The organism is Nocardioides sp. WG-D5 (genome assembly GCF_054031175.1).
Genome location: NZ_CM132928.1, coordinates 433785 through 453889, shown reverse-complemented (window position 1 = coordinate 453889; position 20105 = coordinate 433785). Strand labels below are relative to the sequence as shown.

Annotated in this window: 16 protein-coding genes; all 16 read left to right on the top strand. The window is 68.0% G+C overall.

Features of this window, described 5'->3' with window-relative positions; translation table 11 throughout:
• Positions 1-109 precede the first annotated feature (109 nt).
• The 16 genes from ACWZJV_RS02260 (at position 110) to ruvX (ending at position 20097) form a co-directional block, all read left to right on the top strand.
• Positions 110-805 carry an MBL fold metallo-hydrolase gene (locus ACWZJV_RS02260; RefSeq protein ID WP_457180086.1) on the top strand — a complete coding sequence of 232 codons (696 nt, stop codon included), beginning with the start codon at positions 110-112 and terminating at the stop codon, positions 803-805.
• Complete coding sequence (hisS, locus tag ACWZJV_RS02255; protein ID WP_457180085.1) at positions 802-2151, top strand: histidine--tRNA ligase; 1350 nt, start codon at positions 802-804, stop codon at positions 2149-2151. The genes ACWZJV_RS02260 and hisS overlap by 4 nt, the downstream gene beginning before the upstream one ends.
• A complete protein-coding gene (gene aspS / locus ACWZJV_RS02250; RefSeq protein ID WP_457180084.1) occupies positions 2148-3932 on the top strand; it encodes an aspartate--tRNA ligase in 1785 nt (594 codons plus the stop codon). Before hisS ends, aspS begins: the two co-directional genes overlap by 4 nt.
• 246 nt (positions 3933-4178) lie before the next feature.
• Positions 4179-5192 carry an ABC transporter permease gene (locus ACWZJV_RS02245; RefSeq protein ID WP_008356850.1) on the top strand — a complete coding sequence of 338 codons (1014 nt, stop codon included), beginning with the start codon at positions 4179-4181 and terminating at the stop codon, positions 5190-5192.
• A gap of 91 nt (positions 5193-5283) precedes the next feature.
• Complete coding sequence (locus ACWZJV_RS02240) at positions 5284-6987, top strand: ABC transporter substrate-binding protein (RefSeq protein WP_008356849.1); 1704 nt, start codon at positions 5284-5286, stop codon at positions 6985-6987.
• A gap of 177 nt (positions 6988-7164) precedes the next feature.
• Positions 7165-8211 (top strand): ABC transporter permease, encoded by a 1047-nt coding sequence (locus ACWZJV_RS02235; protein WP_008356848.1) that lies wholly within the window; start codon positions 7165-7167, stop codon positions 8209-8211.
• A 15-nt stretch (positions 8212-8226) separates the two neighbouring features.
• Positions 8227-9312 (top strand): ABC transporter ATP-binding protein, encoded by a 1086-nt coding sequence (locus tag ACWZJV_RS02230; RefSeq protein ID WP_457180083.1) that lies wholly within the window; start codon positions 8227-8229, stop codon positions 9310-9312.
• Positions 9312-10499 (top strand): ABC transporter ATP-binding protein, encoded by a 1188-nt coding sequence (locus ACWZJV_RS02225; RefSeq protein ID WP_196873879.1) that lies wholly within the window; start codon positions 9312-9314, stop codon positions 10497-10499. The genes ACWZJV_RS02230 and ACWZJV_RS02225 overlap by 1 nt, the downstream gene beginning before the upstream one ends.
• 232 nt (positions 10500-10731) lie before the next feature.
• Positions 10732-11733, top strand: coding sequence for an ABC transporter permease (locus ACWZJV_RS02220; RefSeq protein WP_008356843.1), 1002 nt, complete (start codon positions 10732-10734; stop codon positions 11731-11733).
• Between the two features lie 47 nt (positions 11734-11780).
• Positions 11781-13592: an ABC transporter substrate-binding protein gene (locus ACWZJV_RS02215; protein ID WP_457180082.1), complete on the top strand. Its 1812-nt coding sequence runs from the start codon at positions 11781-11783 to the stop codon at positions 13590-13592.
• Positions 13593-13702: 110 nt separating this feature from the next.
• Positions 13703-14695, top strand: a complete 993-nt coding sequence (locus ACWZJV_RS02210; protein WP_008356838.1) for an ABC transporter permease — start codon at positions 13703-13705, stop codon at positions 14693-14695.
• Between the two features lie 50 nt (positions 14696-14745).
• A complete protein-coding gene (locus tag ACWZJV_RS02205; protein WP_196876365.1) occupies positions 14746-16074 on the top strand; it encodes a replication-associated recombination protein A in 1329 nt (442 codons plus the stop codon).
• A 12-nt stretch (positions 16075-16086) separates the two neighbouring features.
• Positions 16087-16632: a hypothetical protein gene (locus ACWZJV_RS02200; protein ID WP_457180081.1), complete on the top strand. Its 546-nt coding sequence runs from the start codon at positions 16087-16089 to the stop codon at positions 16630-16632.
• Positions 16629-16943: a DUF6167 family protein gene (locus tag ACWZJV_RS02195; RefSeq protein ID WP_008356832.1), complete on the top strand. Its 315-nt coding sequence runs from the start codon at positions 16629-16631 to the stop codon at positions 16941-16943. The genes ACWZJV_RS02200 and ACWZJV_RS02195 overlap by 4 nt, the downstream gene beginning before the upstream one ends.
• An 8-nt stretch (positions 16944-16951) precedes the next feature.
• Positions 16952-19627 (top strand): alanine--tRNA ligase, encoded by a 2676-nt coding sequence (gene alaS / locus ACWZJV_RS02190; RefSeq protein WP_040755075.1) that lies wholly within the window; start codon positions 16952-16954, stop codon positions 19625-19627.
• Complete coding sequence (gene ruvX / locus ACWZJV_RS02185; protein WP_008356828.1) at positions 19627-20097, top strand: Holliday junction resolvase RuvX; 471 nt, start codon at positions 19627-19629, stop codon at positions 20095-20097. Before alaS ends, ruvX begins: the two co-directional genes overlap by 1 nt.
• The last annotated feature ends 8 nt before the right edge of the window (positions 20098-20105 follow it).

Here is a 20105-nt window from a genome sequence, read left to right as displayed (position 1 = left end):
TCGGCTCAACTTGCAGGTCCCCGCGGTGTCCCGACACACCTCGGGATGCCCATCGTAGTCAGACGCCACGATGCGGCGCTGCACTGTACCGCTGGATAGGGTGTTTCTCGTGTTGATCGCAGGCTTTCCCGCCGGTCCGTGGGGCACCAACTGCTACGTCGCCGCCACCGGTCCGGGCACCGAGTGCGTCGTGATCGACCCCGGGAAGGACGCCGCGAAGGGCATCGAGGAGATCGTCCGCGAGCAGCGCCTCAAGCCGGTCGCCGTGCTCCTCACCCACGGCCACGTCGACCACATGTGGTCCGTGACCCCGGTGAGCAGGACGTACGACTCCACCGCCTGGATCCACCCCAACGACCGGCACCTCCTGGCCGATCCGCTCCAGGGCATCTCGCCGGAGTCGGCGCAGATGCTGCTCGGCATGCCGGCGGGGACCTACGACTTCGTGGAGCCCGACGACGTCCGCGAGCTGAGCGACGGGCAGGCCATCGACCTGGCCGGGATGAGCTTCCTGATCGACCATACGCCCGGGCATACCGAGGGGTCGGTCACCTTCCGGACTCCTTACCCCGACCACGCCGAGGTCAGTGACGTGATGTTCTCCGGCGACCTGCTCTTCGCGGGCAGCATCGGGCGTACGGACCTCCCCGGCGGTGACCACGCCACGATGCTGCAGTCCTTGACGACCAAGGTGCTGCCCCTCGCCGACGACATCGTGGTGCTCCCCGGCCATGGCGAGCAGACCTCCATCGGGCGCGAGCGCGCCACCAACCCGTTTCTCCAGGACCTGATCACCACACCATGAACAAGCCAACACCGCTCTCCGGCTTCCCGGAGTTCCTGCCCAGCCAGCGCGTCGTCGAACGCGAGGTCATCGAGACCCTGAGCCGCACCTTCGAGCTGCACGGCTTCGGCAACATCGAGACCCGCGCCGTCGAGCCGATGGACCAGCTGCTGCGCAAGGGCGACACCTCCAAGGAGGTCTACGTCCTCAAGCGGCTCCAGGAGCAGGACGAGTCCCGCGACAAGGGGATGGGGCTCCACTTCGACCTCACCGTCCCCTTCGCCCGTTACGTCCTGGAGAACGCCGGCAAGCTGGAGTTCCCCTTCCGCCGCTACCAGATCCAGAAGGTCTGGCGCGGAGAGCGCCCGCAGGAGGGCCGCTTCCGCGAGTTCGCGCAGGCCGACATCGACATCGTCGGGCGGGACACGCTGCCGTTCCACCACGACGTCGAGGTCGCCCGGGTCATGCTCGAGGCGCTCGGCAAGCTGACCTTCCTGCCCGGGTTCACGCTCCAGGTCAACAACCGCAAGCTGATCCAGGGCTTCTACGCCGGCCTCGGCGCCCCCGACGTCGAGGAGACCATGCGGCTCATCGACAAGCTCGACAAGATGCCCGCCGAGGAGGTCGGCAAGCTGCTGGTCTCCGAGGCCGGGCTGAGCGACGAGCAGGCCGCCAAGTGCCTCGAGCTCGCCACGATCACCGCCACCGACGACTCCTTCGTGGAGAAGGTGCGTGGCCTCGGTGTCGAGAGCGAGCTGCTCGACGAGGGCCTCTCCGAGCTGGCCACGCTGATCAACGCCACCGCGCCGCTGAACACCGAGTCCGTACGCGTCGTGGCCGACCTGAGCATCGCCCGAGGCCTGGACTACTACACCGGCACCGTCTTCGAGACCCGCCTGGACGGCTACGAGAGCCTGGGCAGCATCTGCTCCGGTGGGCGTTACGACGCGCTCGCCAGCGACGGCAGGACGACCTACCCGGGCGTCGGGATCTCGCTCGGCGTCAGCCGCGTCCTCGTCCCGCTGGTGCAGAAGGGTGTGCTCGACGGGGACCGCAAGGTCCCGAGCACCGTGCTGGTCGCGGTCGCCGACGAGGAGAGCCGTGCGAGCGCCGATGAGGCGGCCCAGGCGCTGCGCGCCCACAATGTTGCCTGCGAGGTCTCGCCCAACGCCGCCAAGTTCGGCAAGCAGATCCGCTTCGCGGAGCGCCGCGGTATCCCGTACGTCCTCTTCGCCACCGAAGGCGGCTACGAGATCAAGGACATCCGCACCGGCGACCAGGTCCCGGCCGACCCGGCGACCTGGACGCCCCAGAACGAGAGCGACCTGAAGCCCCAGGTCGTCGCGAACAACGAGGAGAAGAAGTGATCCGCACCCACGACGCCGGCACCCTGCGTGCCGAGCACGTCGGCCAGACCGTGACCCTCGCCGGCTGGGTAGGCCGCCGACGCGATCACGGCGGGGTCGCGTTCCTCGATCTGCGTGAGGCCAGCGGCGTGGTCCAGGTCGTCGTCCGCGACGAGGAGATCGCCCACGCCCTCCGCAACGAATACTGCATCAAGGTCACCGGCGAGGTCGTCGCGCGCACCGAGGAGAACCGCAACCCCAACCTCGCCACCGGCGAGATCGAGGTCGTCGCCAAGGACCTCGAGGTCCTCTCCGCCGCCGCACCTCTCCCGTTCCCGATCGACGACCACGTCGAGGTCGGCGAGGACGTGCGCTACAAGCACCGCTACCTCGACCTGCGCCGCACCGCGCCGGGCAACGCCATCCGCCTGCGCTCGAAGGCCAACAAGGCTGCCCGCGACGTGCTCGCTGCCCACGACTTCGTCGAGATCGAGACCCCGACGCTGACCCGCAGCACGCCGGAGGGCGCTCGTGACTTCCTCGTCCCGGCGCGTCTGCAGCCGGGCTCGTGGTACGCGCTGCCGCAGTCCCCGCAGCTGTTCAAGCAGCTGCTCATGGTCGGTGGCATGGAGCGCTACTACCAGCTCGCCCGTGCCTACCGCGACGAGGACTTCCGCGCCGACCGCCAGCCGGAGTTCACCCAGCTCGACATCGAGATGAGCTTCGTCGAGCAGGACGACGTGATCGCGCTCGGCGAGGAGATTGTCGCCGCGCTGTGGAAGCTGATCGGCTACGACGTGCCGCTCCCGCTGCCGCGGATGACCTACGCCGACGCGATGGCGAAGTACGGCTCCGACAAGCCCGACCTGCGCTTCGGCATCGAGATCACCGAGTGCACCGACTACTTCTCCGAGACGACGTTCCGCGTCTTCCAGGCGCCCTACGTCGGTGCCGTGGTGATGCCGGGCGGTGCGAGCCAGCCGCGGCGCCAGCTCGACGGCTGGCAGGACTGGGCCAAGCAGCGCGGGGCCAAGGGCCTGGCGTACGTCCTGGTCCAGGAGGACGGCTCGCTGACCGGCCCCGTCGCCAAGAACCTCTCCGAGACCGAGGCCGCCGGCCTGGCCGCTCACGTCGGCGCCAACCCCGGCGACTGCATCTTCTTCGCCGCCGGTGCCCCCAAGTCGAGCCGCTCGCTGCTCGGTGCCGCCCGCCTGGAGATCGGCAACCGCCTCGACCTCCGCAAGGACGGCGAGTGGAGCTTCCTGTGGGTCGTCGACGCGCCGCTGCTCGAGCCTGCCTCCGAGGCGGTCGAGTCCGGTGACGTCGCGGTCGGCGCGGGGGAGTGGACCGCGGTCCACCACGCGTTCACCAGCCCGCAGGACGTGGAGAGCTTCGACAAGGACCCGGGCAACGCCATCGCCTGGGCCTACGACATCGTCTGCAACGGCAACGAGATCGGCGGTGGGTCGATCCGTATCCACCGCGAGGACGTCCAGAAGCGGGTCTTCGACCTGATGGGGATCGGCGAGGGGGCGGCCGAGGAGAAGTTCGGCTTCCTGCTCGAGGCCTTCAAGTTCGGCGCCCCGCCCCACGGCGGCATCGCGTTCGGCTGGGACCGCGTCGTCGCCCTGCTGGCCGGCACCGACTCGATCCGCGACGTCATCGCCTTCCCGAAGACGGGTGCCGGTTACGACCCGCTCACCGCCGCCCCGGCGCCGATCACCCCGGAGCAGCGCAAGGAGGCCGGTGTCGACGCGAAGCCTGCGGCTCCGGCCGCCGCCGAGGGCGAATCGGCGAACTGAGGCCACCTCAGGCAAATCCAACAGAGTCTCCGGGACCGATCCGTCGGTCCCGGAGACTCTTGCCGTTCGGTGGGGATTGGCGAGAAGGCGTCCCGATCTGGCGTATCACTGGATGAAATCGGATCGTTACCGGTCAGGGGTCCATCCGGGCAAAGGGATCACATAGAGTTCCATCCGGCGGCCGCGAGGCCCCCATGTTGTACGCGCGGTTCTCGGCCCGCTTCCTGACGACTAGACAGAGGAACCATGACCGAATCGTCCACCGCATTCGAAGGCGAGCAGCTCTCGGGTGGATCGGCCCCCTCGGTAGCACCCGCAGAGGCCAAGGCGATCGCGGGCAAGTCGCCGATGAAGCTGGCGATGATGCGGCTTCGCAAGGACAAGCTGACCATGGTCTCGCTCGTCATCGTCGTGCTTGTCGTCCTGGCCGCGATCGCTGCCCCGATCCTGGTCAAGGTCGGGGTCCTGGACCCCTTCGGCTTCAACCAGGACCTCCTCGACGAGAACACGCTCCCGGTCGGCGGCTGGAGCGGCGCCAGCCTGGACCACCCGCTGGGCGTCGAGCCGGGCACCGGCCGCGACGCGCTCTCCCGGTTCTGGTACGGCGTGACGTTCTCGCTCGTGATCGCGCTGACCGCGTCGATCCTGTCGGTGATCATCGGCGCCGTCGTCGGCATCATCTCCGGGTTCAGCGGTGGCTGGGTCGACGCCGTCCTGGGCCGGATCACCGACCTCACCCTCTCCTTCCCCTCCACCCTGATGCTGCTGGCACTGTCCTCGCTCGGTCTGGTGATCGTGCAGAACGTGACCGGGCTGCCGAACGGTCCCACCGTCCAGGCGATCTACTGCATCGTCGTGCTGGCGTTGTTCGGCTGGACCGGCACCGCCCGTGTGGTCAGGGGACAGGTGCTCTCGATCAAGCAGCGTGAGTTCGTGGAGGCCGCGATCGTGCTCGGTGCGGGCAGGATGCGGATCTACTTCAAGGAGATCCTGCCGAACCTGTGGGCGCCGCTGCTGGTGCTGGCGACGCTGATGATGCCCGCCTACATCTCGGCCGAGGCGGCCCTCAGCTACCTGCAGGTGAGCGTGAAGCCGCCGACGCCGACGCTCGGGAACGTGTTGGCCGACTCGTTGAAGTACGCGCAGACGGACTTCTTCTACTTCTTCGCGCCGGCGTTCTTGATCGCACTGATCGTGGTCTCGTTCAACCTTCTCGGTGACGGGTTGCGCGACGCCCTCGACCCCAAGGGAAACCGGTGAGCCTCGGGGCTCCGTAACACAAGCTGGTGTGCCTCGATGGCCACCGATATCAGCGCCACGTCGTGGCGGTGACAACACCAAGGAGAAACGAATGCTCAACAAGCGAGCAAAGTACGTGGCAGTCAGCGCTGCCGGCGTGCTGGGTCTCTCGCTGGGCCTTGCCGCCTGCGGCGGCGAGGACGGCGGGGGATCGAGTAGCAAGGCGCTGGTGATGGTCAGCGAAGACGCCATCGAGCACCTCGACCCTCAGCGCATCTACGTCGGCGCTGACATCGCCAGCACGACGCGTCTGGTCTACCGGCAGCTGTTGGCCTTCCCGTCCTCGACGGACCCGAAGGTGTCCGGCACCCCGACCCCGGACCTCGCGACCGACACCGGCACCTCGACCGAGGGTGGCAAGGTCTGGTCGTTCACCATCAAGGACGGCGTGAAGTGGCAGGACGGCTCCGAGATCACGTGTGAGGACTTCGCCTACGGCGCCTCGCGCAACTTCGCTGCCGACGAGCTCACCGGTGGTCCGGGCTTCTACCTGACCGCGAAGCTGGCCCTCAAGGGTGAGTACCCGGGCCCGTACACCGCGACGCCGGAGCAGCAGGCCGACTTCGACCAGGCCGTCACCTGCGACGACAAGACGATCACCTACAAGTTCAAGTCCCCGTGGCCTGACTTCCCGCTGGCGATCGCGTCCCTGCACATGATGGACCCCTACAAGAAGTCCTTCGACAAGGGCGCGAAGAACGACGACGTCATCTTCTCGAACGGCCCGTACAAGGTCGACAAGTGGAGCGCCACCAAGGGCGGCACGCTGGTCCGCAACCCGGAGTACGACCCCGAGACCGACGACAAGTCGCTGCGCGAGGCCCTGCCGGAGAAGATCGAGTTCAGGTACGGCGAGAAGGCCGAGACCCTCTACGAGAAGCTGTTCTCCGACAGCCCTGACTCGCAGTACATCGTTCCCAAGCAGAGCCGGGTGCCACCGGAGTTCTACTCCCGTCTCACCGAGCCCGGCGTGAAGGACCGCTACGTCCAGGTCAAGTCGCCCTACGTCGACTACCTGGTCCCCAACCAGAACCAGATGAAGGACCCGAAGGTCCGTCGCGCGCTGGCGCTTGCGACCAACGTCGAGGCGTGGATCGCCGCCGGCGGTGGCGAGAAGGCCTACACCCCGGCCGACTCGATCGTGAACCCGGCCGTCGGTGGCTACGTCCCGAACCCGTCGTTCAAGGACCGCAACCTGGCCGGTGACGTCGAGGGCGCCAAGAAGCTCCTCGCCGAGGCCGGTGTCAAGACGCCTTACCCGATCACCTTCACCTACCCGCAGAGCGACACCGCTGACAAGCAGGCCGCTGCGCTGGTGGAGACCTGGGAGGCTGCCGGGTTCAAGGTCACCCTCGACCCGCTGGGCGACGTGTACTACACCGAGATCCAGAAGCCGTCCAACGAGGCCGACGTGATGTGGGGCGGTTGGGGTGCCGACTGGCCCTCCGCGATGACCGTCACCGCGGCGCTGTTCGACAGCCGTCAGATCGAGAAGTCGACCAACGGCCAGAACTACGGCAACTACAAGAACCCGGAGGTCGACGCTCTGTTCGACAAGGCCGGCTCTGCGGCCACGATCGAGGAGCAGAACAAGTTCCTCCAGGAGGCCGACGCCATCATGGGTGAGGACACCGCTTACGTCCCGCTCGAGATCGCGACCTTCAACTGGGTCTACGGCTCGAAGGTGAAGAACTTCACCACGACGACTGCGTCGAGCTCGTTCGTCGAGCTGGGCAGCATCGACATCGAGGACTGATTCCTCGACACTCCGAATTACCCGTCGGAGCGTCGCGAACAACGCGCGGCGCTCCGACTCTCGGAGGCGGGGTTCCCTGGTGAGCCCCGCCTCTGTCCTATGAATGTCTCAAGATTCCCCGGACGGCGTCAGCGATGGCGCGTGTGCGGGCCGATCCAACGAAGGTGAGACCTCCTGATGGTCGCCTACATCATCCGCCGCGTCATGGTCGGCGTTCTCATGCTTGTCGCGATGAGCGCCGTCGTCATCGGGCTCTTCTTCGCGAGCCCTGTCGATGCCGCGAAGTTCGCCTGCGGGAGGAACTGCCCGCCCGAGCGTATCGCCGAGACGCGCGAGGCTCTGGGATATCCGGATCCTTCTCTTCCCCCGATCGACAAGGCCGCCGCGACGATCAAGGTGTGGGGCGGCTTCCTGGAGGGTGTCGCAGTCGGTCGTGAGTACCCGGCGAACGAGGAGCTGCGCAAGGCGGCTCCGGAGCTGGTGACCGAGTGCCCCGCTCCGTGCCTGGGCTACTCGCAGAACAACCAGACCACCGTCAACGCCGAGATCGCCGAAGCGGCACCGATCTCGATCTCGATCGCCATGGTGGCGATCGTCATCTGGATGGTGTTCGGCATCCTCTTCGGTGTCTTGGCCGCGGTCACCAAGGGCAGCCTGGTCGACCGCGGCGTAGTCGGAGCGACCCTGATCCTGTATGCGTTCCCGACCTTCTTCATCGGTGCGTTGCTGCTCAACTACGTGGCGATCAAGTTCGGGTTGTTCCCGGCGCCGGGATACGTCCCGATCGCGGAGGGCGGCGTCGGCCAATGGCTGGTGCAGCTCATTCTTCCCGGCTTCACGCTCGCGGTCGTCTACATGGCTGGCTACGTACGCATGACGCGCGCCTTCGTGCTGGAGTCGCTGAGCGAGGACTACATCCGCACAGCGCGGTCCAAGGGCCTCAAGGGTCCCAAGGTGCTCTTCAAGCACGCGCTGCGGGCCGCCCTGACGCCGCTGGTCACGATGGCCGGTCTCGACTTCGCCAGCGTCCTGGGCGGAGCGATCATCACCGAGAGCGTCTTCAACTACTACGGGCTCGGCAAGCTGGCGGTCACCGCCAACCGTGACTTCGACCTGCCCACCGTGATCGGGCTGGTCCTCCTCCTCGGAGCGCTGGTGATCGTCGCGAACATCATCGTCGACATCCTGTACGCCTTCATCGACCCGCGCGTGCGCGTCGCCTGACCCCGGAGCTGATTCATGACTGACCTCTCCAACACGCCCGGGACGACGCCGGCCAAGGACGGCGCGTTCCTCTCGGTGCGGGACCTGAAGGTCCACTTCACCACCTCCGACGGCATCGTCAAGGCGACCGACGGTCTCTCCTTCGACCTCGAGCGCGGCAAGACGCTCGGCATCGTGGGTGAGTCCGGCTCCGGCAAGTCGGTGTCCAGCTCGGCGATCATGGGGCTGCACCGTGGCACCAACGCCAAGCTGAGCGGCAAGATCCTGCTCGACGGGGTGGACCTGCTCAAGGTGAGCAACGAGGACATGCGCAAGCGTCGCGGCCGCGACGTGGCGATGATCTTCCAGGACCCGCTCTCCGCGATGCACCCCTACTACACGGTGGGCAACCAGATCATGGAGGCCTACCAGGTCCACAACGACGTGACCAAGAGGGAGGCGCGCAAGCGCGCCATCGAGATGCTCGACCGCGTCGGCATCCCGCAGCCCGACCGTCGTGTGGACGACTACCCGCACCAGTTCTCCGGCGGCATGCGCCAGCGCGCGATGATCGCGATGGGGCTGATCAACAACCCCAGTCTGCTCATCGCCGACGAGCCGACCACCGCTCTCGACGTGACCGTCCAGGCGCAGATCCTCGACCTGCTCCAGGACCTGCAGCGCGACTTCGACGCAGCGATCATCATCATCACCCACGACCTCGGGGTCGTGGCGGAGATGGCTGACGACGTACTCGTCATGTACGCCGGCCGCGCGGTCGAGTACGGCCCGGGCAAGGAGATCCTCACCAACCCGGAGATGCCCTACACCTGGGGTCTGCTCTCCAGCGTGCCGGACCTGACCGCGTCGACCGAGGCGAAGCTGATCCCGATCCGGGGCAACCCGCCCTCGCTGCTCAACCCGCCGCCGGGATGCGCGTTCGAGCCGCGCTGTGACCACGTGGCGAAGGTGGGCGGTGACCTGTGCCGGACGACCCTGCCCGCGCTCACCCCCGCCAGCACTGGTGGCAACCACGTCAAGCGTTGCCACATCAAGAACGCCGACGAGGTCTACGAGGCAGAGATCCTGCCCGAGATCGCCCCTGACCTGGTGGAGGACTGATGAGCGACACCACGACTGCCACCGCGGCCTCGGTCGCGCCGGCGAGCACCGAGACGGTGCTCTCGGTCGAGAACCTGAAGATGCACTTCCCGGTCAAGGGCAGCGGCGTGATCCGGCGTACGGTCGGCCACGTCAAGGCCGTGGACGGGGTCTCCTTCGAGGTCGCCAAGGGCACCGCCCTCGGCCTTGTCGGTGAGTCGGGCTGTGGCAAGTCCACCACCGGTCGGATGGTCACGCGGCTCTACAAGCCCACCGAAGGCAAGATCGACTTCGAGGGCACCGACATCGCCAACTACTCGGGTCGGCAGCTGCACCCGATGCGGCGCGAGATCCAGATGATCTTCCAGGACCCGTCGACGTCGCTGAACCCGCGTCACACGGTCGGCTCGATCATCGGCGCGCCGCTGCGGATCCACAAGATGGTGCCGAAGGACAAGGTGCTCGGCCGGGTCCAGGAGCTGCTCGAGATCGTCGGTCTCAACCCGGAGCACTACAACCGCTACCCGCACGAGTTCTCCGGCGGCCAGCGTCAGCGCATCGGCATCGCCCGGGCGCTGACCCTGCAGCCGAAGCTGCTCGTCGCCGACGAGCCGGTCTCCGCGCTCGACGTGTCGATCCAGGCCCAGGTGATCAACCTTCTGCAGGACCTGCAGAGGGAGTTCGACATCTCCTTCCTGTTCATCGCGCACGACCTCGCCATCGTTCGCCACTTCTGCCCCGAGGTCGCGGTGATGTACCTCGGCAAGATCGTGGAGATCGGCGACCGCGAGTCGATCTACGAGCGGGCCCACCACCCCTACACGCAGGCGCTGCTCTCCGCCGTGCCCGACGTGAAGCAGGCCGCGATCGGTGGCCGCCGCGAGCGGATCCGGCTGGAGGGCGACGTACCTTCGCCGATCAACCCGCCCTCGGGCTGCCACTTCCGCACCCGCTGCGCCATCGCCAAGGACATCTGCTCCGTGGTCGAGCCGCCGTTGCTGCAGATCGGCAAGAAGCACAAGGTGGCCTGCCACTTCCCGGGTGAGATCCACCAGCACCCGGAGAAGCCGATCACGGCGCCGCTGCTGGGCGTCGACGAGTTCGGCGCGCCGGACCCGGGCGCCAGCCCTGCCGAGGTCCCGGGCGACGGTCCGGGCTACGCCGACACGTGGTACGACCTGGCGAACAACTCGCGGGGACGCGCCTGAGGATCTTCTGCGTCTCAGCAAGATTACGAAAGACGGTCCGCAGCCATTGGCTGCGGACCGTCTTTGTTACGGATGTGTCACACGTCACGTCGGTATCGAACCGTTATCTGTAGGGGCGTCCCAAACGCCGGATCTTGGCATAACTTGAGCCAGCGCTGGCCCGGGACTGCGCGACGTGATCCCGGTCTTGGGCGAGCCGAGAGCGAAGGCATTCGAACGGAGATCCGAGCGTATGACTGTGTCCGAAGTGTTGATCCAGGGCGGGCCTGATCCCGAGATCGATCCGGAGCCGAGCTCCGGCGAGGTCGCCGGCCGCTCGCCGATGCGGATCGCCATGGACCGGCTGCTCTCGGACCGGGTCGCGATGATCTGTGCCGGGATCGTGCTGGTCTTCGTCCTGATCGCGATCTTCGCGCCACTGCTGTGCAAGCTGTTCGGTGTCGAGGTGCGTGCCGGCGACCCGGTCGCCGACACCGACTCGTTCAACTACCCCGTGATCGGGCCACCCAACTACGGCTTCACCTGGGAGGCGCCCCTCGGGCTGGAGCCCAACTCGGGCAACGACCTGCTCGCCGAGTGGTTCTACGGCGCGCGTACGTCCCTGCTGGTCGCCACGGTCGCCACCATCGTCTCGACCGTCGTCGGGGTGGTCCTCGGCCTGATCGCGGGCTACAGCCGCGGCTGGGGAGACCGGGTGGTCACCTTCGTGACCGACCTGTTCCTGACGCTGCCGTTCCTGCTCGTCGCGATCGCCGTCTCGCCGATGCTCGTGGAGCGTTGGAAGGAGAACCCGGCGATGCTCGACAACGCCTCCCTGATCGCGCTGATCGTGATCCTCTCGGTGTTCGGTTGGATGGGCCTGGCCCGGCTGATCCGCGGTGAGGTGGTCTCGCTGCGCGAGCGGGAGTTCATCGAGGCGGCGCGCGTGCTCGGGATGCCGACCCACCGGATCCTGTTCCGGGAGCTGCTGCCCAACCTGGTGGCTCCGATCGTCGTCTCGTTCTCGCTGAGCCTGCCGGCCACGATCGCCGCGGAAGCGACGCTGGCCTACCTCGGCGTCGGCGTCACCGGGCGCCCGTCGTGGGGTCAGACGATCCTGCGGGCCCAGAACTGGTTCGACGAGTACCCCTTGTTCCTCTACGCGCCGATCGTCGGGATCGTGGTCCTGGTTTTCGCGCTCAACCTGCTCGGAGACGCCATCCGCGACGCCTTCGACCCCAAGTCTTTCCGGTGAGCAGGTCGTCGGAGAGAGGCATCAACCATGGAAGGTGGAGACCTACGATGCGATTGAAGAGAACAGTGATCGCCGCCAGCGCGATCGCTGCGCTGACGCTCACCGCTGCGTGTGGCGGCGGGAGCGGGAGCGGCGAGGACTCGACCGGCGAGTTCAAGGCCGGCGGCGGCGCCGGTGCCGGTAAGGACGCCACGGCCGAGGGCCCGCTGGCGATCCCGGACGACGCCAAGAAGGGCGGCACCATCACGGTGCTGTCGAACCAAGCCCCGCACACCCTCGACCCGACCCGGACCTATTACACCGACTCCGGTGCGATCATGTCCGGCCTGGTGACCCGGTCCCTGACGCAGTACGTCTACGACGAGAAGAGCGGCGACTCGATCCTCGTCCCCGACCTCGCCACCGACCTCGGCCAGGTCTCCGAGGACGGCCTGACCTGGACCTTCGAGCTCAAGGACGGGCTCAAGTACGAGGACGGCACCGACGTCACCGCCGAGGACGTCGTCTACGGCATCAAGCGCTCCTTCGCCATCGACACGCTGACCGACGGTCCGACGTACCAGCTGACCTTCTTCAAGGACGGCGACAAGTACAAGGGCCCGTTCGCGGACACCGACGCCGAGCTGAAGAAGCTCCCCGACTACGACGCCGGCGCGGGCTGGTACGGCGGTGAGGACTACGACGGCGTCGAGGCCGACGGCAACAAGGTGATCATCCACCTCGCGCAGCCGTTCCCCGAGCTCGACTACTACGCCTCGTTTCCGGTCTTCTCGCCGATCCCGAAGGCCAAGGACAAGGACCCGCTGGCCTACGAGAGCCACCCGATGGCGACCGGCCCCTACAAGTTCGAGTCCTACAAGCCCGGCGTCTCGCTGAAGCTGGTCAAGAACGACCAGTGGGACGCCGACTCCGACCCCGGCCGCTTCCAGGCCGCCGACGCCTTCGACTTCCGGTTCGCTCAGGACACCGCGAAGCTCGAGAACCAGATCCTCGGCGACAAGGGCGCGGCGCAGACGATGATGACGTACGACGACGTCACGCCTCCGACCTACAAGTCGATCAAGGAGAGCGCGCCGGACAACCTCATCGAGGGCACCTCGCCGTGCACCTACATGTACCGCCCGGACCAGACCAAGATCAAGGACAAGAAGATCCGCGAGGCCATCAGCTGGGCCTACCCCTACCAGGCTGCCTGGAAGGCCTCCGGCGAGATCGTCGGCGTCACCATCCAGCCCGGCACCTCGCTCCTGCCCCCGGGCACCGCGGGCCGTGTCGAGTACCAGTACCCGAAGGGCCAGGACGGTCAGACCACCGACCCGGAGAAGGCCAAGGCGCTCCTGGAGGAGGCCGGTGCCGTCGGCTTCGAGCTGAAGTGGCACTACCAGCGTGACGACGAGAACTCGGTGGCCAAGAAGGACCAGATGGTCAAGGGCTTCGAGGCGGCCGGCTTCAAGGCGACCCCGGTGGCCTCGACCGACGAGACCTACCGCGACGACGAGAGCAACCTGGACGCCCCGGTCAACCTCCGCTACGGCGGCTGGTGCTCCGACTGGCCCTCGGGTGGCTCGTGGTTCCCGGCGCAGTGGATCGGCTCCAACGCCAACAAGGCGGGTATGCCGAACCCGACCAACTTCAAGGAGGCCGACGCCGACGCGAAGCAGGCGGAGATCCTGAAGATGGACGCCGACGAGGTGCCCGCCGCCTGGGGCGAGTTCGACAAGTGGATGCAGGAGACCTACATGGTCGAGATCAACGCCGGCTACGACGCGAACGCCTTCATCAAGGGCTCGCAGGTCGGCGGGGTCGTCAACGACCCGGTCAAGGGCATGCCGAGCTTCTCCATCATGTACCTCAAGTGAGGTGAGCCGGCCGGCGTGGGCGGTCCCCACGCCGGCCGGACCCCCGAAATCGGACCGCACCTGCGGGCCAGCGCCCGTGGACACCCTCTAGGAAGCGAGACCTCCGTCCCATGATCGGTTTTGTCGTACGCCGGCTGATCTCGGCACTTCTGGTGCTGTTCGTCATCTCGGTGGCGGTGGTCGCGCTCTTCACCTATGGTCCGAGCGACCCGGCGGACGCGATGTGCCCCGAGCCCAAGTGCACCGCGGAGCGCCAGGACGCGATCCGGGAGGCGCTCAACCTGGAGGCGCCGATCTACGTCCAGTACGGCGAGTACATGTCCGGGATCGTCAACGGCCGCCAGATCGCCTTCGGCTCCGAGGCGTACGACTGCGACGCCCCCTGCTTCGGGGTCAGCTTCATCTACCGCGTCAACGTCTGGGACGACATCAAGGACCGGATCGGGCCGACCGTCTCGGTCGCGGTCGGAGCCGGTGCCACGATCCTGCTCATCGGGGTGCCGATCGGGATGTTCGCGGCCAGACGCCGGGGGACCTCGGCCGACAAGGCCGTCATCGGCGCGACCCTCGTGATCGAGTCGATTCCCTACTATCTGTTCGTCCTGCTCGCCTTCCTCTATCTGGCGGTCGGGGCGGGGATCTTCCCGCAGGACGGCTACCACCCGCTGACCGACTCGCCCCTGAAGTGGGCCTGGGCGCTGCTGCTGCCCTGGCTCGCGCTCGGCCTGGTGAACTCCTCCAAGTACGCCCGGTTCACCCGTGGCTCGATGATCGAGGCGTTCAACGAGGACTACGTCCGCACCGCGAGGTCCAAGGGTCTGCCCGAGCGGACGATCGTCAACAAGCACGCGCTTCGCGCCGCGGTCGTGCCGATCGTGACCATCTTCGGTCTCGACTTCGGCGCCCTGCTGACCGGCACGATCTTCACCGAGAAGATCTTCGGCATCAACGGCCTGGGCCTCCGTGCCCTCGACGCCGTCGGGCAGAGCGACCTCCCGGTCATCGAGGCGACCACCCTGATCTCCGCCGCGATCATCGTGCTCACCAACCTCGTGGTCGACATGTTCTACAGCGTGCTCGACCCCCGCGTACGCCTCACCTGAGCGTTGTCGGTGCCGGCCACTAGGGTTGGCGTGTGGATGGGTTGTTCGAGATGGGCGCTGCCGGCGCCTCGCGTGGCGGGTCGCTGAGCCACAGCGACCATGCGGCCGCGCCGCTGGCGGTGCGGATGCGGCCGCGTACGCTCGAGGAGCTGGTGGGGCAGAGCTCGCTGCGCGCGGCCGGGTCGCCGCTTCACCAGGTCGTCGAGGGTGGGCAGTCGCTCTCGCTGCTGCTGTGGGGACCGCCGGGGACGGGGAAGACCACCATCGCCTCCATCGTGAGCCGCTCCACCGACCGGCGCTTCGTCGAGATCTCCGCGGTCTCGGCCGGGGTCAAGGAGGTCCGGGCCGCGATCGACTCCGCCCGGGCCGAGTTGGTCGCGACCGGCAAGGAGACGGTGCTCTTCGTCGACGAGGTGCACCGGTTCAGCAAGGCGCAGCAGGACGCGCTGCTGCCGGGCGTGGAGAACCGCTGGGTCACGCTGGTCGCCGCCACCACGGAGAACCCCTTCTTCTCGGTGATCTCGCCGCTGCTGTCCCGCTCGCTGCTGCTGCGGCTGGAGTCGCTGACCGACGACGACATCCGTGGCGTACTCCTACGGGCGCTGGAGGACGAGCGCGGCCTGGGCGGCTCGGTGACCATCTCCGACGAGGCGCTGGACCATCTCGTCCGCCTCGCCGGCGGCGACGCGCGACGGTCGCTGACCTACCTGGAGGCAGCCGCGGGCGCCGCGTCCGAGGGGGAGATCACCCTGGAGGCGGCCGAACGGGCCGTGGACCAGGCAGCGGTGCGCTACGACCGCCAGGGCGACCAGCACTACGACGTGGTCAGCGCCTTCATCAAGTCGGTGCGCGGGTCGGACGCCGACGCGGCGCTGCACTACCTGGCCCGGATGATCGAGGCGGGGGAGGACCCCCGGTTCATCGCCCGCCGGCTGATGATCCTCGCCTCCGAGGACATCGGCCTGGCCGACTCGACGGCCCTGCAGACGGCGGTCGCTGCCGCCCAGACGGTGCAGCTGATCGGGATGCCCGAGGCCCAGCTCACCCTGGCGCACGCGACGATCGCGCTCGCGGTGGCGCCCAAGTCCAACGCGGTCACCAACGCCATCTTCGCCGCCCGCGCCGACGTCGCCGCCGGAAAGATCGGCAACGTCCCGCCGCACCTGCGCGACGCCCACTACGAGGGCGCGAAGAAGATCGGGCACGGCGAGGCCTACAAGTACGCTCACGACGAGCCGTTCGGGATCGCGACGCAGCAGTACGCGCCGGAGGCGGTGGCCGATGCGGAGTACTACCGGCCGACGACCCACGGAGCCGAGGCCGGAGTGAAGGAACGTTGGGAGCGTGTCCGGAAAATCGTGCGCGGACAGGATGGATAGGGTAGGTCCACCATGACGATCTCGAGCATGCCCGGCTGGGCGCTGGCGGCGGCACTGGCCGCGGTGGGGGTTCTGGTCCTCATCTCGCTGGTGGCCGTGCTGCTCGCGCTCGGGGCACGGCGCCGCGCGCGGCTGAGGCTCGAGGCGGCCGAGGCCAGCGAGGCCGAGCTGCGTGAGCGGCTCGAGGCGCTGGAGAAGCGGCTGGCGCAGCCCGAGGTCAGGCGACGGGGCCGGGACGAGAAGGAGTACGTCATCACCTCCCTGGGGGAGGACGGCGAGCCTGCCGAGGTGGAGCAGGTGGTGCAGCGTACGTTGACCGCACCGGCGTTCGCGGACGCCGTCTTCCGGGAGACGATGGTGCACAGCGCCGCGCTGGTCCACGGGGTGCGCCGGGCGATCTCGCCCGAGGTGCGGTTCAAGATCCGCTACGAGATGCACCGCGAGGTCAAGCGGGCACGCAAGGACCGGAAGAGCGAGATGCGCGAGGCGCTGCGGGAGTACCGAGCGCGCCAGCGCGAGGCAGTTGACGAGGACGTACGTATGGAGGACACCCGATGAGGGGCGCGATCTGGTTCGTGGTCGGTGCGGGCGCGGGCGTGTACGCGATGGTCAAGGGACGACGCGCCGCCGAGGCGTTCACCGCCGACGGGCTGCGTGACCGGGCCCAGGCGATCGGGGTCGGCGCGCGGATCTTCCGCGAGGAGCTGGCCCAGGGCAAGGCGGAGAAGGAGCTCGAGCTGCGCGAGTGGATCGAGGCGAAGACCGCAGGTCCGAAACAGATTGGCGCCACGGGCGCCGAGCAGCAGAGACTTGGACTGAACGGGCCAACCGAGGACCCGAGGAAGAACACGGAAGGTAGTACCCCCTGATGGAGTGGTTGAGCACGGCGGAGATCCGCCGCCGTTTCACGGCGCATTTCGCCGAGAACACCGAGATCGGCGAGCACACGGTGGTGCCGTCGGCATCGCTCCTGCTCGACGACCCCAACCTGCTCTTCGTCAACGCAGGCATGGTGCCCTTCAAGCCGTTCTTCCTCGGTCAGGCGACCCCTCCCTACCCGCGGGCGACGTCGGTGCAGAAGTGCATCCGTACCCCCGACATCGAGGAGGTCGGCAAGACCACCCGGCACGGCACCTTCTTCGAGATGTGCGGCAACTTCTCCTTCGGTGACTACTTCAAGGAGGGCGCCATCACGCTCGCCTGGGAGCTGGTCACCAAGTCGGTCGCCGACGGTGGCTTCGGCTTCGACGAGTCGGTCCTCTACCCCTCGGTGCTCAACGGTGACGAGGAGGCGGTCGCGCTCTGGAAGAAGGTCTCCGGCCTGCCCGACGACCGCATCGTCCGGCTGCCCCCAAGCGAGAACTACTGGTCGATGGGCGTGCCCGGCCCGGGCGGCCCGTGCTCGGAGATCCTGATCGACCGCGGTCCCGAGTTCGGCGCCGACCGCGACTGGGACGCCGGCGACCGCTACCTGGAGTTCTGGAACCTCGTCTTCATGCAGGACAACGTCGTCGCGGCGCGGTCCAAGTACGACGTCGACATCGACGGTCCGCTCGCCCAGACCGGCATCGACACCGGCCTCGGGCTCGAGCGCGTCGCCTACCTCATGCAGGGCAAGTCCAACATGTATGAGACCGACGTCGTCTTCCCGGTCATCGAGAAGGCGATGGAGCTGACCGGGAAGAAGTACGGCGCGGCCTACGAGGACGACGTCCGCTTCCGCGTGGTCGCCGACCACGTGCGCTCCTCCCTGATGCTCATCGGCGACGGTGTCACCCCCGGCAACGAGGGCCGCGGCTACGTGCTGCGCCGGCTGATGCGCCGCGCGATCCGCAACATGCGGCTGCTCGGCTACGAGGACCCGGCGATGCCCGAGCTGCTGCCGATCTCCCGCGACAAGATGGGGGAGACCTACACCGACCTCCACACCGAGTGGGACCGGATCAAGCGCGTCGCCGACGCCGAGGAGGAGGCCTTCCGCAAGACCCTCGCGGCCGGCACCCAGATCTTCGACCTGGCCGCGACCGAGGTGAAGTCGAGCGGATCCACCACGTTCACCGGTGACAAGGCGTTCCAGCTCCACGACACGTACGGCTTCCCGATCGACCTCACCCTCGAGATGGCCGCCGAGGCGGGCCTCGAGGTCGACGAGGCGGGCTTCCGCGGTCTGATGACCGAGCAGCGCGAGCGGGCCAAGGCCGACGCGCGCGCCAAGAAGGGCCAGCACGCCGACCTGACGGTCTACCGCGGCATCCTGGACACCAACGGGCCGACCGACTGGCAGGCCTACACGACCCTCGACACCGAGTCGAAGCCGGTGGCGCTCCTGCGGGAGGGCAAGCCGGTCGACGTGCTCGGGCCCGAGGAGATCGGCGAGATCGTCCTCGACCGCACCCCGTTCTACGCCGAGTCCGGTGGCCAGTCCGCCGACGCGGGCATCATCGAGTTCGACGGTGGCCGGCTCGAGGTCGTCGACGTGCAGCGGCCGGTCAAGGGCCTCGTGGTGCACCAGGTCCGCGTCGTCGACGGCGAGTTCCACGGCGGCGAGTCGCTCGTGCACGCGAAGGTCGACCCGGAGTGGCGCCTCGGCGCCCGCCAGGCCCACTCCGGCACCCACGTGGTGCACGCGGCGCTGCGCGAGGTGCTCGGCCCGACCGCGCTGCAGTCGGGCTCGTTCAACCGGCCCGGCTACCTGCGTCTCGACTACGGCTGGACCAAGGGCCTGACCCCGGAGCAGATGCACGAGATCGAGGAGGTCTCCAACAACGCGCTGCGTGCCGACCTGCCGGTCTCCTGGGACTACATGACTCTCCCGCAGGCCAAGGAGTGGGGCGCGATCGCGCTCTTCGGCGAGACCTACGACGACTCCAAGGTGCGCGTCGTCGAGATCGGCGGCCCGTGGTCGCGCGAGCTGTGCGGTGGCACCCACGTCGACCACTCCGCCCAGATCGGCACCATCGTGGTCACCTCGGAGGCCTCGGTCGGCTCCGGCAACCGCCGCATCGAGGCCTACACGGGCGTGGAGGGCTTCAAGTACCTCGCCCGCGAGCGCGACGTGGTCTCCGAGCTCAACCTGCTGCTCAAGACCAAGTCCGGCGACGTCGTCGGCCGGGTCTCCGACCTCATGGAGCGGCTCAAGGCCGCCGAGAAGGAGATCGCCCGGGCGCGTACGGCGCAGCTGCTCGCCTCCGGCGGCTCGATCGCGGCCTCCGCGGTCGACGTCAACGGCGTCCAGGTCGTCGCCCAGCGGGTCCCGGGTGTGGGCGGCGGCGACGCGCGTACGCTCGCGCAGGACGTACGCTCCCGGCTCGGTGACGCCCCTGCGGCCGTCGTGCTCTTCGGGGATGCCGACGACAAGGTCGCGGTCGTGGCCGCGGTCAACCCGGCCGGCATCGCCAAGGGCGTCAAGGCCGGCGACCTGATCAAGGAGCTGGCGCCGGTCGTCGGCGGGCGCGGTGGCGGCAAGCCCGACTTCGCCCAGGGCGGTGGCACCGAGGTCGGCAGGATCGACGAGGCGGTCGCCAAGGTCAAGAGCCTGGTGGCCGGAGCCTGATGCGACACGGCGTACGCCTCGGTCTCGATCCTGGCGACGCCCGGATCGGCGTCGCCAGGAGCGACCCCACGGGGTTCCTGGCGACGCCGCTGGAGACGGTCAAGAAGGGCCGCGGGGATCTCGCCCGGCTGCAGGCGATCGTCGCCGAGATCGGCGAGGAGTCGACGATGCTCGAGGTGGTCGTCGGGCTGCCCCGCTCCCTCAAGGGAGGGGAGAACCCGGCGACTGCTAAGGTCCGGGACTTCGCCGCGTCGTTGGCGCGGCGAGTGGCCCCGGTCCCGGTTCGTCTCGTCGACGAGCGGCTCACCACTGTTTCTGCGGAGGCTATGCTCCGAGACCGAGGTCGCAAGGGTCAGGACCGTCGAGCAGTTGTCGACATGGCCGCGGCGGTTGTGATCCTGCAACACGCATTGGACAGTGAGCGCGCTTCGGGGGCCGCGCCTGGAGAGATCGTTGAGGTCGGTCATTGAGTGAGCGC